This is a genomic window from Pseudomonas khavaziana (assembly GCF_019145205.1).
GTDB classification, from domain to species: Bacteria; Pseudomonadota; Gammaproteobacteria; order Pseudomonadales; family Pseudomonadaceae; genus Aquipseudomonas; species Aquipseudomonas khavaziana.
This window is the reverse complement of sequence record NZ_JAHSTT010000008.1, coordinates 78,732-92,334: the sequence shown is the minus strand read 5'-3', so window position 1 is coordinate 92,334 and position 13,603 is coordinate 78,732. Positions and strand designations below refer to the sequence as shown.

Sequence of the window (13,603 nt, the reverse complement as noted above, 5' to 3'; positions counted from 1 at the left end):
CCTCCATGCCTGCCCTGTCCGCCTAGGCGGCAGCGCCTACAACTTGGCGATGGACACTTCGGTCGACTTCACAAAGGCGATCACTTCACTGCCAACTTTCAATTCCAAGTCACGCACAGAGCGCGTGGTAATGACAGACGTCACAATGCCGGATGCGGTCTGCACGTCGATTTCCGACACCACTTCCCCCAGCAGAATCTCCTTGATCACGCCCTTGAACTGGTTGCGCACGTTGATCGCTTTGATGGTCATGTCGGCTTTCCTTTTGGCTGTTGGGTCAATCCGCACGAATGCGCAGGCCTTCAAAATGCGCTGCGCGAACAGATCTTAAAAGGAATAAATAACTATTTATTTATTCTTTAAGGATATATGTGGTCTCTCCGTTTCGCGTCCCGCTGATAGCCGATCCCGCGCTCAGCAGCGACCTATGACCGCACATCTTGTGCGTTGACCAACCTTGTTACACCCCATATAGTGTGCCCACAAACAGAACAGACCACTACATAGTGTGCAGTATCGGTATTTACCGACCACACTATGCGCAGTATTTCAATGCCTAGCAGCCTGCAAACCGCACATTTTTTTGCACGGTTTTACACATCGTCGAAACAGATCAGGAAGGAGTATTTCAATGCTGAGTTGGGATGAGGTCGACAACGAAGACACCGGTGCAGCGGTGATCAAGGGCGCCAACGCCGGCCATGCGAGCGAAGCCAACATGGACCGCCTCGACGGTGCCGGCGCCGCCGCCGCCATCGAAGCCCGCGCCGTCACCGCCAGTGATTCGGCCGCCATCGTGCGCGCCAAGGCCGCCCTGGACAAACTCGACGTCGCCGAAGGCCTCGCCGAACTTGAAGGCGCCTCCGCCCGCGTCGCTGTTGACGAAAAACGCATGATCAACTGCCGCGCCGACCTCAATCAACTCGTACCCTTCAAGTACGACTGGGCCTGGCAGAAATACCTCGACGGCTGCGCCAACCACTGGATGCCGCAAGAGGTCAACATGACCGCCGACATCGCCCTGTGGAAAACCCCCGAAGGCCTGACCGACGACGAACGCCGCATCGTCATGCGCAACCTCGGCTTCTTCTCCACCGCCGACTCGTTGGTCGCCAACAACCTGGTGCTGGCCGTCTACCGCCTGATCACCAACCCGGAATGCCGCCAGTACATCCTGCGCCAGGCCTTCGAAGAGGCGATCCACACCCACGCCTACCAGTACTGCATCGAATCGCTGGCCATGGATGAAGGCGAGATCTTCAACATGTACCACGAGATTCCATCGGTCGCCAAAAAGGCAGCCTGGGGCCTCAAGTACACCCGCTCGATCTCCGATCCGAAGTTCGAAACCGGCACGGTCGAGACCGACAAGGAACTGCTGCGCAACCTGGTCGCCTACTACTGCGTACTGGAAGGCATCTTCTTCTACTGCGGCTTCACCCAGATTTTGTCCATGGGACGCCGCAACAAGATGACCGGCGTGGCCGAGCAGTTCCAATACATCCTGCGCGACGAGTCGATGCACCTGAACTTCGGTATCGATGTGATCAACCAGATCAAAATCGAAAACCCGCACTTGTGGGATGCCGAGATGAAGGAAGAAGCGACCCAGATGATCCTGCAAGGGACTCAGTTGGAGATCGAGTACGCTCGCGACACCATGCCTCGCGGCGTGTTGGGCATGAATGCTGCGATGATGGAAGACTACCTCAAGTTCATTGCCAACCGTCGTCTGTCGCAGATTGGCTTGAAAGAAGAGTACCCAGGCACGACTAACCCGTTCCCGTGGATGAGCGAGATCATGGACTTGAAGAAAGAGAAGAACTTCTTCGAGACCCGTGTGATCGAGTATCAGACCGGTGGCGCGTTGAGCTGGGACTAACATAACCCTGCAGGAGCGAGCTTGCTCGCGAAGAACATCAACGATAACGCGCTTATCCTGAATGAACGCGGCGCCCTCGGGGTCTTCGCGAGCAAGCTCGCTCCTACAATCAACGGTTTCAGTTCGACACCTGCTCCAGGAAAATCAACTGCAACGGTTCGCTAAGCAGAGCATCCGCCGTGGCGGCAAAGCGCTGGAAGTATGGCGTGGCAAAATGCTCATCAAGTGCCGCCTGGTTCTTGAACGCCTCACGCATATAGAACGTGCCGGGCTCGTCGCGCCGCTCGAACAACACGTAATCCAGATTGCCAGGTTCGGCCCGTGTCGGTTCGATCAGGCTCAGCAAGCCGGCCTTGAGAGCCTGCTGTTGACCAGGCTTGGCCTTGAGTACGGCGAGGGATACCAGGGGTTTGTGCATGGCGATGTCTCTTTGAGTAGGTTGGCTGGAACAGCCTGCAACAGAGGCGAACATCACGGCGTACAGCCAAGGTTTGATCGTTGCTTTCACGGTTGTCGCTCGCAATGGATTCGGGCCATCATTGCCTACCCGGCGACGAAGAAACACTGACTAAACACGCTTACACTTTCTTCAAAGGCTTGAAAATGCCGCACACCATCAAGACCCCTTGCGTCGGACTCTGCTCCACCGTCTACGGTGATTTGGTCTGTCGAGGCTGCAAGCGTTATCACCACGAAGTGATCCAGTGGAATGGCTACAACGCCGAGGAAAAACAGGCGGTGTGGCTGCGCCTCGAACAATTGCTGGTGCAGGTAATGGCCAGCAAGCTGGAAGTCTTCGACCCGCAGCGCCTGCGCCAGCAGTTGGAAGCGCGCAAGATTCGCTTTATGCCGCACCAGTCGCCGTATTGCTGGGCGTACCAGCTGATTGCCCGGGGTGCGCGGGTGATTTCCAAGCTGGATGCCTATGGATTGGCATTGCTGCCGGAGTTTCGCGAGCGCCACCTGGCGGAGCTGCGGGATGCGATAGATCGGGAGTTTTTCCTGCTGTCGGAGGCGCATTACGAGCGTTATATCGCCCCGGTCTTCCTGAAAGACGCATTCGGGCCGGCCCTGATCGCCACGTTCTAACTAACACCAGGGACCAATATGGGAGGGGCTTGCTCCCTCCCACATTTAGAACTGCATCCAGGAGGTCTCCGATACAGACCAGCACGTTGTGCTCACGCCCCCGCAAAGCCCGCGATTGTGTTTAAAATGCCGCCCGCTCGCTGACTGACGCTAAACGATGAACCCAGAAGCACTCGCTACCTTGCACGCCCACCTGCTCACCACCCTGGCCGACGCGCCGGTGGAAACCCGGCGCCTGTTCCATGGCCGTGGCCGCTGCTGGCCGGGGTTGGAACAACTGACAGTGGATTGGCTGCAAGGCGTGGTGCTGGTGGCCTTGTTCAAGGAAACCGAGCAACTGGAAGCCTTGAGGCAGATGCTGCTGCAGATCGACTGGGCCGGCGTTGGGGTGCGTACCGTAGCCCTGCAACACCGTTACCTGCCGCAAAGCACCACCGAGTGGCTGGTGGGCGATGCCATTGACGAGCTGACCATCACCGAAGGCGGCCTGAGCTACTTGATCGACCTGGGTAGAAAACAGAACAGCGGACTGTTCCTCGACATGCGTTATGGGCGTAACTGGGTGCGCGAACAGGCCAAGGGCCAACGCGTGCTCAACTTGTTCGCCTATACCTGTGGCTTCTCGGTGGCTGCCATCGAGGGCGGCGCCGACCATGTGGTGAACCTGGACATGGCCCGTGGCGCGCTCAGCCGTGGTCGCGACAACCATCGCCTGAATGGGCATGACTTGGGCAAAGTCACCTTCCTGGGCCACGACCTGTTCAAGTCGTGGGCAAAGGTCACCCACAGCGGCCCCTATGACTTGATAATCATCGACCCACCGTCTTTCCAGAAAGGCAGCTTCCTGCTGACCAAGGACTACCAGCGTGTGCTACGGCGCTTGCCGGATCTGCTCACGACACAAGGTACAGTGCTGGCGTGCATGAACGATCCGGCCTTCGGCGAGGACTTCCTGATCGACGGCGTAACCCGCGAAGCACCGGGCCTGCGCTTTGTTCAGCGACTGGAAAATCCACCGGAATTTCCCGACATTGATTTGCAGAGTGGGCTCAAGGCCCTGGTATTTCGCCAAGGCTGATGCCGAAACGCCCGACCCTTGCTACGCTGACGAATACGCCGGGCGGTGAACCTTATCCCCCTCTTCCCGGTCGATACCTGCATTCCCTGGCCAGACTCGACAGCGTTACGTTGTCGGCTGCCCCGTTTGACCTTTTGGAGAACCGCCCGTGATATCGACCCTGCATGTAGCCAGACTCAAAGCCTGGGGCGCCCACGGCTTTACCGCCACCGGTGTGGTATTGGCCTTCCTGGCCACCCTGGCGCTGCTGGAAAACTCCCCCAAGGCATGCCTGCTGTGGCTGGGTCTGGCACTGGTGGTGGATGGCGTCGATGGTTCCCTCGCGCGACGGGTCAACGTCAGCACGGTACTGCCCAGCTTTGATGGCTCGGTGCTGGACCTGGTGATCGATTACCTCACCTACGTATTTATCCCCGCGCTGTTTATCTACCGTTATATCGACCTGCCGGAGTTCACCCACCTGTTCACCGTGTCGGTGATTCTGGTGTCGTCGCTGTTCTGCTTCTGCAACGTGAACATGAAAAGCAAGGACAACTACTTCGTCGGCTTCCCCGCCGCCTGGAACGTGGTCGCCCTGTGCGTGTATATCATTCAGCCTGACGCCTGGGTCACCTTGCTGACCGTGATCGGCCTGGCATTGCTGACCGTGACACCGATGAAGTTCCTGCACCCGTTCCGGGTCAAGCGCTTCATGCCGATCAATATCGCAGTGACCACGATCTGGCTGTTGTGCAGCTTCCTGATGGTGGTGGATTACCCCAACACCAACCCGTGGACGTTTGGCTTGTGGTCGCTGATGTCGGCGTACTTCCTGGGGATTTGCATCTGGCGTACGGCGCTGGAGTGGCTGGGTACACACAAATAACCCAGCGAACAAGATTAAAAATGTGGGAGGGGCGGTGCGACGATTCGACTTGCCCCCGATAGCGGTGGATCAGTGAAAAATAAGCCGACTGACCCACCGCTATCGGGAGCAAGCCCCCTCCCACATTTGGTTATGCGTGCATTCGGCAGGTAAGATGGCGGCCTTTCGCATAGCGCACCTCCAACAATAAGCCCTGCCCATGCCCTTCGAACTCAGTGTTGACCTGACCACCCTCGCCATTCTCGCCGCCGTGGCCTTTGTTGCCGGTTTCATCGACGCCATCGCCGGCGGTGGCGGCCTGCTGACCACCCCTGCGCTGCTCACCGCCGGTATGCCACCGCACCTGGTGCTGGGCACCAACAAGCTCAGCTCCACCTTCGGCTCCGCCACCGCCAGCTTCACCTTCTACCGTCGCAAGCTGTTCCACCCACGACAATGGGTGCACGCCATCGTCGGTACGTTGGTCGGCGCGCTGGCCGGCGCAGTGGTTGCCCACTACCTGCCCGCCGAGGCGTTGAACAAGATGCTGCCGGTGATCGTCTTCGCCTGTGGCGTGTACCTGCTGTTCGGCGGCACGCCAAAGGCACCACTGGATGTGGATGCGCCAATCAAGAAGAAGTGGCAAGCCACCCAGGGCTTTGGCCTGGGTTTCTACGACGGCGTGGCCGGCCCCGGCACCGGGGCGTTCTGGACCGTCAGCACCATGCTCCTGCACCCCATCGACCTGGTAAAGGCCAGCGGCGTGGCGCGCAGCATGAACTTCGTCAGCAACGCGGCGGCCCTGACGGTGTTTATCATCAATGGCTCGGTGGATTGGATTGTCGGCCTGGCGATGGGTGTGTCGGTGATGGGTGGCGCATTCTTTGGCGCCCGCAGCGCGATCAGCGGCGGCGCCAAATTCATTCGTCCGGTGTTTATCACCGTGGTCCTCGGACTGACGGTGCGCCTAGCCTGGCAGCACTGGTTCAGCGTGGCCTAGGCGGCGGGCCACGTAGAGGTCGATCAGGTAGCGGGCAATCGAACGTGACGCCGGCAACGGTGGCAACTCATGGATATTGAACCACTGCGCGTCTTCGATCTCGTCGGCCTGGGGCACGATATCGCCACCGGCGTACTCGGCATGAAAGCCCAGCATCATTGAATGGGGAAACGGCCAGCACTGGCTGCCCATGTACTCGATGTTCTTGACCTCCACCTGCACCTCTTCGCGCACTTCGCGGATCAGGCAGTCTTCGGCGGACTCACCCGGTTCGGCAAAACCGGCCAAGGTGCTGTAGACCCCGGTCACAAAGCGTGGCGAGCGTGCCAGCAGGATCTCATCGCCCCGGGTCACCAGCACGATCATGCTCGGCGAAATCCGTGGGTAGCTGCGCAGGTCACAGGCCTGGCAGTACATCGCCCGTTCCCGCGGCACCTGGACCATGGCCTGGCCGCAACTCCCGCAGAACCGATGCTCTCGCGCCCAGGTGCCGATCTGCGCGGCATAGCCCAGCACCTTGTACAGGGTGTGATCGCCTTGCAGCATGAAGCCGCGCAGGCCTTGCCAACTGCACCCGGGAACCTCTGCCGCCGCGTTGAGCTCCAGCAGGTACACCGGCTCGCCGTCGAGGTGGCCAATGCCGTGTTCGGCAAACACCGAAAGGTCCTGGCGCTTGAGCCATTCACGCGGGAACAGCGGACCATTGGTGTCGTGCAAAAAGCCCTCGCGGCTGCGGGCAACAGCCCAGCCGCCCGGGGTGTCGTTGTCCAGCAGCGTTGTGGTAATCCAGCCTGGGGTCATGTCAGTCAATCCACGAATTCGGGTTTCTGCTTGCTCATATGGGCCGCGATGGCCACGCGCAGGTCGTTGGATTGCAACATAGCCGAGTTCCAGGTGGCAACGTATTCCAGGCCGTCATTGACTGTGTGGTCACGCATGTAACTGATCATGGCTTTGGTGCCGGTCACGGCGATCGGCGACTTGGCGGCGATTTCATGGGCGATTTCCATAACGCCGGCCAGCAGGCTGTCCTGATCGGCATACACGCGATTGACCAGGCCGATGCTGCGCGCTTCTTCGGCGCCAAACTGGCGACCGGTGTAGGCCAGCTCACGCAGCATGCCGTCGCCAATGATGCGCGGCAGGCGTTGCAGGGTGCCGACGTCGGCGGCCATGCCGATGTCGATTTCCTTGATCGAGAACTGCGCGCCCTCGGCGGCGTAACGCATGTCGCAGGCGCTGATCAGGTCAATGGCGCCACCGATGCAATAGCCCTGGATCGCCGCCAGCACCGGCTTGCGGCAGTTGTCGACCGCATTGAACGAAGCTTGCAGCTCGAGGATCTTGCGCCGCAGCAGGCGTGCGTTGCGTCCCACGTCCTTGCCGAACTCATTGGCCACCGAGGCCAGCAGCATCAGGTCGATACCCGAGGAAAAGTGCTTGCCATTGCCGCTGAGCACCACGGCGCGCACGGCATCGGTGTCTTCGACCCATTGGAAGATCTCGATGATTTCGCTCCAGAACGCCGCGTTCATGGCGTTGATCTTTTCCGGGCGATTGATCTGCACATGGGCAACGTTGCCGTTGAGTTCGACAACGAAGGCTTGGTATTCGGACATGGCAGTGATCCCTGACTGGCGATTGAGAAAGCCCAGACTATATCAAGGGTGTGCCACGGCGCATCGGCCAAAAGCGGGACCGGCCGCGGAAAAGACGCTGGATAAAATGCCGCGTACACGCCATCCTGCGCGCTTTAAGCCGCCTTACCAGCGGCGTTCGACGCTCGAAGGATATGCCATGCACGCCCAGCCCCTCACATCCGCCGATTTAGACCTGATCGACGAAACCCTGCTCAAGTACGGCGATGACCATTCGGTGCTGAACCTGGCCGAACTCGATGGCTACTTCACCGCCCTGGTGTCCGGCCCGGCCCAGGTTGACGTGGCTCAATGGTTCCCAGCCATCTGGGGTGGGCAGAACCCGGAATGGGAAAGCATGGACGAGGCCCAGGGCTTTCTGGAACTGTGCGTGCGCCATATGAATACCCTGGCCGCCCAGTTGGCCAGCGATTCCCAGGCGTTCAAGGCGCGTTTCGATGAAACCGAGCATCAGGGCCAGGCGGTGACCCTTGCCGAGGAATGGTGCTTTGGCTACGTGCGAGGCGTAACGATCGGCAACTGGCCTGAATTGCCCGTCGAACAAGCCGGGCAATTGGAGAAAATCTCCTGGTGCGCCGAGCAAGATAATTTCGAATTGCCGGCGGACCTGGATGTAGACGCCCATCAGCAGCAAGTCAGTGCAATCGAACCGGCTGCGCGGGCGCTGCATGACTACTGGCTGAGCCAGCGCTGAGGCGGGCTTATTTCGGCTACAAGCGCTGACCGCAGACCTGGGAGGGGACCACACTAAAAGTCATGCAGATCACCTGCTCACTCGACAAACATGGCGTGTTTGCCTGATTATTCGGGTCCGCACGTCGGCCACTCCATGCCACCTTGCCCTGACCAGGAGCCTTGTCCCTTGAGTTCGCAGAAAACCGTGACCGTTACACCGCCCGACTTCCCCCTCAATGGCAAGGTCGCGCCCCCCGGCTCCAAGTCCATCACCAACCGCGCGCTGTTGCTGGCGGCATTGGCCAAGGGCACCAGCCTCTTGAGCGGTGCGCTGAAAAGCGACGATACCCGCCACATGTCGGTCGCCCTTCGCCAGATGGGCGTAAACATCGATGAACCGGACGACACCACTTTCGTCGTCACCAGCCAAGGTTCGCTGCAATTGCCGGCCCAGCCGCTGTTTCTCGGCAACGCCGGCACTGCCATGCGCTTTCTCACTGCGGCCGTGGCCACCGTGCAAGGCACCGTGGTACTGGACGGCGACGAGTACATGCAAAAACGCCCGATCGGCCCATTGCTCGAAGCCCTCCGCAAGAACGGTATCCAGGTCGACAGCCCCACCGGCTGCCCACCGGTGACCGTGCACGGCGTGGGCAAGGTGCAAGCCAAGCGCTTTGAAATCGATGGCGGCCTGTCCAGCCAGTACGTATCAGCCCTGCTGATGCTCGCGGCCTGTGGTGAGGCGCCGATTGAAGTGGCGCTGACCGGCAAGGATATTGGCGCCCGTGGCTACGTGGACCTGACCCTGGATTGCATGCGCGCATTCGGCGCCCAGGTCGAAGCCGTGGACGACACCACCTGGCGCGTGGCCCCGACCGGCTACACCGCCCATGACTACCTGATCGAACCCGATGCGTCCGCCGCCACCTACCTGTGGGCCGCCGAAGTGTTGACCGGTGGCCGTATCGATATCGGTGTCGCAGCACAGGATTTCACCCAGCCGGACGCCGAGGCCCAGGCCGTGATCGCCCAATACCCGAATATGCAGGCCACGGTAGTGGGCTCACAAATGCAGGACGCCATCCCGACCCTGGCCGTCCTCGCCGCATTCAACAACACCCCGGTGCGTTTCACTGAACTGGCGAACCTGCGCGTCAAGGAATGTGACCGCGTACAGGCGCTGCACGATGGCCTCAATGAGATCCGCCCAGGCCTGGCGACCATCGAGGGTGATGATCTGCTGGTCGCGAGCGACCCTGCCCTGGCCGGCACTACGTGCACGGCGCTGATCGATACCCACGCCGACCATCGCATCGCCATGTGCTTTGCCCTGGCCGGTCTGAAAGTCTCGGGCATTCGCATCCAGGACCCCGACTGCGTGGCCAAGACCTACCCAGAGTATTGGAACGCCTTGGGCAGCCTGGGCGTGCAATTGACCTACTGAAACGCCGACCGTGAAACCTGGCCGGGAGCGTCAATGAGCATTCGCCAACCTTGCCCACCCGGCGCCTGTGTCTGCGACCGTGAACAACTGCTGGAGGCTGCCGGCGCTGACCTGCGCATCCTCCAGTTGACGCGACAGCAGGAAAAAATCCTGCTCGAGCGCCTTGAAAACCTCAAGAGCCTGCAAGACCTGGAACATATGCAACAGCGGATGTACGAGCAACTGGGCATCCGTGTACATATCGCGCCGGGGCACACCGAGGTCAAGAGTATGCGCGGGATCCAGATCCTCATCGACGAACTGCCGGGCATGTGCCGCAAGACCCGGCAAGCGATCCCGGCGTCGATCCGCCGCGGCCTGGAGAAGCGCCCGGAGATTGCCTACCGCTTGCTGGATGCCCACGACCTGTTTCGCGACGCTTGAATCATCCCGCGACCGTCTCGCGCTCAAACATCCCCTGCCCCACGGCCCAGGCCCCCTGCAAATGCGCCTGGGCACCACCGCTTTCCGAGTCCAGCAACAGCTCGGAGGTCAGCACCTGCGCCCCGCAGTAATCAAAAATGCCGTAGTCGATCTGGGTGTGCATGGCCTTGGCGTAACCATGTCGATCAAAAGCGCTGTTGTCCGCTGCACCGAGAGCCAGCAGGTGCACCTGCAAATGCCGCAGCTTTTTCACCACGGGCGTATCGGGGCCGTAGTCGATCGCCCAACCATTGACAAACACGCGGTCCACCCAGCCCTTGAGCAAGGCCGGCATTGACCACCAGTAGATCGGGAACGCCAACACCAGGGCGTCAGCGCGCTCGATGCGGGCCTGTTCGGCCAACACGTCGGCTGGGGGCGTTGCGTGATTACGGTGCACCTGGTGATCAGCCGCGGTGTAGCGAGGGTCGAAGCCTTCGGCGGCAAGGTCGGCGATTTCAAAGGTGTGGCCGGCGGAGGTCAAACCGGCTCCGACCTGGGCGGCCACGCTGTGGGTGAGGGATTGCGGGTCGTGATGGGCAACAACAATCAGTGCGTGCATGACTTTGACTCCCTTTTGGCTTAATCTACTTTTAGTAAGTTACGTCGACTAAGTTACTTTTGGTATATAAGCATGTCAAGCACTGAATCCCCTGCCCCGCGTCGGCGTTTATCCCGTGAAGGTCGTCTGCGCCAGTTACTCGATGTGGCCTGGCAACTGGTCCGCGCAGAGGGCACCGACGCCCTGACCCTGGGCCGTCTGGCAGAACTGGCGGGCGTTACCAAGCCGGTGGTCTACGACCACTTCACTACGCGTGCGGGGTTGCTGACCGCGCTGTATGCAGATTTCGACGAGCGTCAGGACCAGGTGTTTACCGCTGCCATCCAAACCAGCAACGCAACCCTGGAGGACCGGGCCTGGGTGATCGCCTCGTCCTATGTCGATTGCGTGTTGTTGCAAGGCCGGGAAATCCCAGGAGTGATTGCAGCGCTGAGCGGTTCGCCGGAGCTGGAGACGCTCAAGCTCGAATATGAGGCAATCTTCCTGGAGAAATGCCGCGAGGCGCTGGCACCCTTCGCCCCGGGTGGCAGTATTTCCCAGGCTGGCCTGCGGGCGATGCTAGGCGCGGCGGAAGCATTGTCCCATGCGGCGGCCAATGGCGAGATCAGCCGCGAGGAGGCGCAACAGGAATTGCTGGCGACCATTCTGGGGATGGTCAATCGCGTCAGGCGGTAGCAGAGCGGCTCTGGATAAACAGCTGGACCTTGCGGGTCAACTGATCCAGGTGCCGGTCGCGCTGCTTCTCCGCGTCGATCATGGCGCGCTTGCCGTGCTTTTGCAGCAGGTAGGTATGGATCTGGCGCACTTCCAGCGAGCTATAGATCGGCGCTACATCCAGCACGCCCATCAGCCCGTCAGTGCCGTAGTCGCGGGTGTTCATCAACACTTGCGTGCCCCGCGCCCCGCGCAACCGGAACCCCATGGCCTCGAAGACCGGGACCTTTTCCACCGCACAGGCCAGTTCAGCATGGGGGTAGCGTGCCATCACCTCGCCCAGCATGCCCCGCGCCACACCCCGGCGACGAAAGCCCGCCTGCACCGCCATGAAGGCTATGCCACACGCCTCTTGATCGTCCTTCACCGGCAGATACAGGCAAAAACCGATAACGGTCTCTGCCTGCATCGCCACGACCAACTCGACGGCAATGCCCTTCGTGCCATTCAACGCCTCTAGGTACAAATGCACCTCAAAGCCGATGGCGTACTGGTAGATGTTGTACAGCAGGTTGCTTGGCGCCAACGCCACACTGCTGATGTCGGTGAGGTTGTCCACCACCATCTGCAGGATCTGGCTGTTGACCGATTCGGGGCACGGCGTGGTGTAGCGGGTAAGGCTGAACATGCAAATTCCTGGAGTTTCGCGTCAAGGCAGTGGCAATTGTACCCGTTGCGCCCCCCTCATGGCCCGCATACCTCGCGCAGGCAAGCGCGCAGCCAGCGATGGGCCAGGTCGGCATCCTGGCGTGGGTGCCAAAGCATCGCCACGGTGAACATCGGTACCCTGACCGGCAATTCAAAACAGTGCAGCCCTCGGGCCGGTACGGCGATGTAGCGCTCAGGCACGCTGGCGATCAGGTCGGTGTCGCGGGCCAGGGCGATGGCGGTGTTGAAGCCGGAGACCACGGTGCTGACCTGTCGAGCAAGACCCAGGGCCTGCAGTGCAGCGTCGATCTGACCCCGCTCCTGCCCGCGCCTCGATACATAGACATGTTGCCCCTGGGCAAACCGTGCGGCGCTGACCTTGCCGCGGCTCAAGGCATGGCCATCGCGCACCACGCCCACCAGGCGGTCACGAAACAGCGCCTGGGTCAGCACCTCGGGGCTGGCATCGGCATCGACCACGCCGGTTTCCAGGTCGACACCGCCTTCGCGCAACAGCGTGCTGTCTTTGTCGCTTTTATTGACGAAACGCAAACGCACGCCAGGGGCCTCACGTGCGATGCGCGCCAACAGCGCCGGACCGAAGCTTTCGACGAATTCCTCACTGGTGCGCAGGGTGAAGGTACGCACCAACCCACCCAGATCCAGGCTGTGAGCCGGACGCAGCACGGCGTAGGCGTCCTGCACCAATTGGCTGACCTGCTCGCGCAATTGCAACGCCCGTGGCGTCGGCACCAAGCCGCGACCGGCGCGTACCAGCAACGGATCGCCCGTGGCCGCACGCAAACGCGCCAAGGCCCGGCTCATGGCCGAAGGACTCAGGTGCAGGCGCTTGGCGGCACGGGCGACGCTGCCTTCGGCCAGCAAAACATCCAGGGTGATCAGCAAATTGAAGTCGGTCATGCAGGCTCCGATGAGTATGGGTATTGCCGAAGACGCTCGCCCCGCGACGCTCTAAATGTGGGAGGGGCTTGCCCTAATGCCAGTCACTTAAGCGCAGATCCCCTGTGGGAGGGGGCTTGCTCCCGATGGCGGCCTTAGGGCCGACCAGGATGTTGGATCAGACCGAGTGCATATCCGTTATTTGGGCAACTGCCGCTTATGGTTCCGCTTTTACAGCGGGTCACTTTTGAAAAGCCGGAATGCCGGCCCAGGCAAAAGTGACCAAAACGCTCTTGCCCCACCACTCGGCACCTCGCCTAGGCTCGGTGTGCCCGTAATCCGACATTGATTTGGGGGGCCGCCGCCACGCGCCATCCATGGCGCGGGGCGGCTAAACCGGCATCCCTGCCGGTTTACCCCCCAAATCCCTGTCGAATTCCGGCCAGCGTGGTTTAACGGGGCGCCTAAGATCAAGATCAAAAGCAGATCAAGAGCGGCTCGCTGCGGATCGTGGTTACCGTCTGCTACTACACAGTTGTGTAGATACCCATGCCCCGATGAGGCGTTCTGTGCAGCTATAACCTGCAACCCATGCGTCTTCCGCCATCTTAGGTGACGCCGTAGATTTGTGACAGTCGCATTCACTC

General features: G+C 60.7%; 16 protein-coding genes. 9 read left to right on the top strand and 7 right to left on the bottom strand.

Going from position 1 to position 13,603, the window contains the following annotated elements; all coding sequences use genetic code 11:
- Positions 1–36: 36 nt before the first annotated feature.
- On the bottom strand, positions 37–252 hold the full coding sequence (locus KVH01_RS19565; protein WP_003173733.1) for a TOBE domain-containing protein: 216 nt from the start codon (positions 250–252) through the stop codon (positions 37–39).
- Between the two features lie 379 nt (positions 253–631).
- Here KVH01_RS19565 and KVH01_RS19560 point away from each other — a divergent pair, with 379 nt between their 5' ends.
- Positions 632–1,882, top strand: coding sequence for a ribonucleotide-diphosphate reductase subunit beta (locus tag KVH01_RS19560; RefSeq protein ID WP_124421720.1), 1,251 nt, complete (start codon positions 632–634; stop codon positions 1,880–1,882).
- 118 nt (positions 1,883–2,000) lie between these two features.
- Here KVH01_RS19560 and KVH01_RS19555 read toward each other — a convergent pair whose 3' ends face one another.
- The gene (locus KVH01_RS19555) at positions 2,001–2,300 is read right to left on the bottom strand and encodes a putative quinol monooxygenase (protein WP_217882532.1); all 300 of its coding nucleotides are present in this window, start codon (positions 2,298–2,300) and stop codon (positions 2,001–2,003) included.
- Between the two features lie 185 nt (positions 2,301–2,485).
- On the opposite strand from KVH01_RS19555, the gene KVH01_RS19550 reads away from it, so the two are divergent.
- From KVH01_RS19550 to KVH01_RS19535, 4 genes are all read left to right on the top strand, one after another.
- On the top strand, positions 2,486–2,971 hold the full coding sequence (locus KVH01_RS19550; protein ID WP_217882531.1) for a DUF1289 domain-containing protein: 486 nt from the start codon (positions 2,486–2,488) through the stop codon (positions 2,969–2,971).
- A 157-nt stretch (positions 2,972–3,128) separates the two neighbouring features.
- Positions 3,129–4,049, top strand: a complete 921-nt coding sequence (locus KVH01_RS19545) for a class I SAM-dependent methyltransferase (RefSeq protein ID WP_217882530.1) — start codon at positions 3,129–3,131, stop codon at positions 4,047–4,049.
- A 148-nt stretch (positions 4,050–4,197) separates the two neighbouring features.
- On the top strand, positions 4,198–4,914 hold the full coding sequence (gene pcsA, locus KVH01_RS19540; RefSeq protein WP_005788529.1) for a phosphatidylcholine synthase: 717 nt from the start codon (positions 4,198–4,200) through the stop codon (positions 4,912–4,914).
- Between the two features lie 199 nt (positions 4,915–5,113).
- Positions 5,114–5,893, top strand: a complete 780-nt coding sequence (locus KVH01_RS19535; protein WP_217882529.1) for a TSUP family transporter — start codon at positions 5,114–5,116, stop codon at positions 5,891–5,893.
- On the opposite strand, the gene nudC is transcribed toward KVH01_RS19535, so the two are convergent.
- Complete coding sequence (nudC, locus tag KVH01_RS19530) at positions 5,861–6,694, bottom strand: NAD(+) diphosphatase (protein ID WP_057011045.1); 834 nt, start codon at positions 6,692–6,694, stop codon at positions 5,861–5,863. The genes KVH01_RS19535 and nudC overlap by 33 nt on opposite strands.
- A gap of 5 nt (positions 6,695–6,699) precedes the next feature.
- Positions 6,700–7,512, bottom strand: a complete 813-nt coding sequence (locus tag KVH01_RS19525; protein ID WP_043051664.1) for a crotonase/enoyl-CoA hydratase family protein — start codon at positions 7,510–7,512, stop codon at positions 6,700–6,702.
- A gap of 178 nt (positions 7,513–7,690) precedes the next feature.
- On the opposite strand from KVH01_RS19525, the gene KVH01_RS19520 reads away from it, so the two are divergent.
- From KVH01_RS19520 to KVH01_RS19510, 3 genes are all read left to right on the top strand, one after another.
- Positions 7,691–8,245: a UPF0149 family protein gene (locus KVH01_RS19520; RefSeq protein ID WP_043051665.1), complete on the top strand. Its 555-nt coding sequence runs from the start codon at positions 7,691–7,693 to the stop codon at positions 8,243–8,245.
- Between the two features lie 168 nt (positions 8,246–8,413).
- Positions 8,414–9,670 carry a 3-phosphoshikimate 1-carboxyvinyltransferase gene (gene aroA / locus KVH01_RS19515; RefSeq protein ID WP_217882528.1) on the top strand — a complete coding sequence of 419 codons (1,257 nt, stop codon included), beginning with the start codon at positions 8,414–8,416 and terminating at the stop codon, positions 9,668–9,670.
- A 33-nt stretch (positions 9,671–9,703) separates the two neighbouring features.
- Positions 9,704–10,093, top strand: coding sequence for a hypothetical protein (locus KVH01_RS19510; RefSeq protein WP_217882527.1), 390 nt, complete (start codon positions 9,704–9,706; stop codon positions 10,091–10,093).
- A 1-nt stretch (position 10,094) separates the two neighbouring features.
- Here the strand turns inward: KVH01_RS19510 and KVH01_RS19505 are convergent, their stop codons facing one another.
- On the bottom strand, positions 10,095–10,694 hold the full coding sequence (locus tag KVH01_RS19505; protein ID WP_217882526.1) for an NAD(P)H-dependent oxidoreductase: 600 nt from the start codon (positions 10,692–10,694) through the stop codon (positions 10,095–10,097).
- Positions 10,695–10,766: 72 nt separating this feature from the next.
- On the opposite strand from KVH01_RS19505, the gene KVH01_RS19500 reads away from it, so the two are divergent.
- Complete coding sequence (locus tag KVH01_RS19500) at positions 10,767–11,369, top strand: TetR/AcrR family transcriptional regulator (protein ID WP_217882525.1); 603 nt, start codon at positions 10,767–10,769, stop codon at positions 11,367–11,369.
- Here the strand turns inward: KVH01_RS19500 and KVH01_RS19495 are convergent.
- Positions 11,359–12,036 (bottom strand): GNAT family N-acetyltransferase, encoded by a 678-nt coding sequence (locus KVH01_RS19495; RefSeq protein WP_217882524.1) that lies wholly within the window; start codon positions 12,034–12,036, stop codon positions 11,359–11,361. The two genes, KVH01_RS19500 and KVH01_RS19495, sit on opposite strands and share 11 nt — an antisense overlap.
- Positions 12,037–12,092: 56 nt before the next feature.
- Positions 12,093–12,977 (bottom strand): LysR family transcriptional regulator, encoded by an 885-nt coding sequence (locus tag KVH01_RS19490; protein WP_217882523.1) that lies wholly within the window; start codon positions 12,975–12,977, stop codon positions 12,093–12,095.
- Positions 12,978–13,603: the final 626 nt, after the last annotated feature.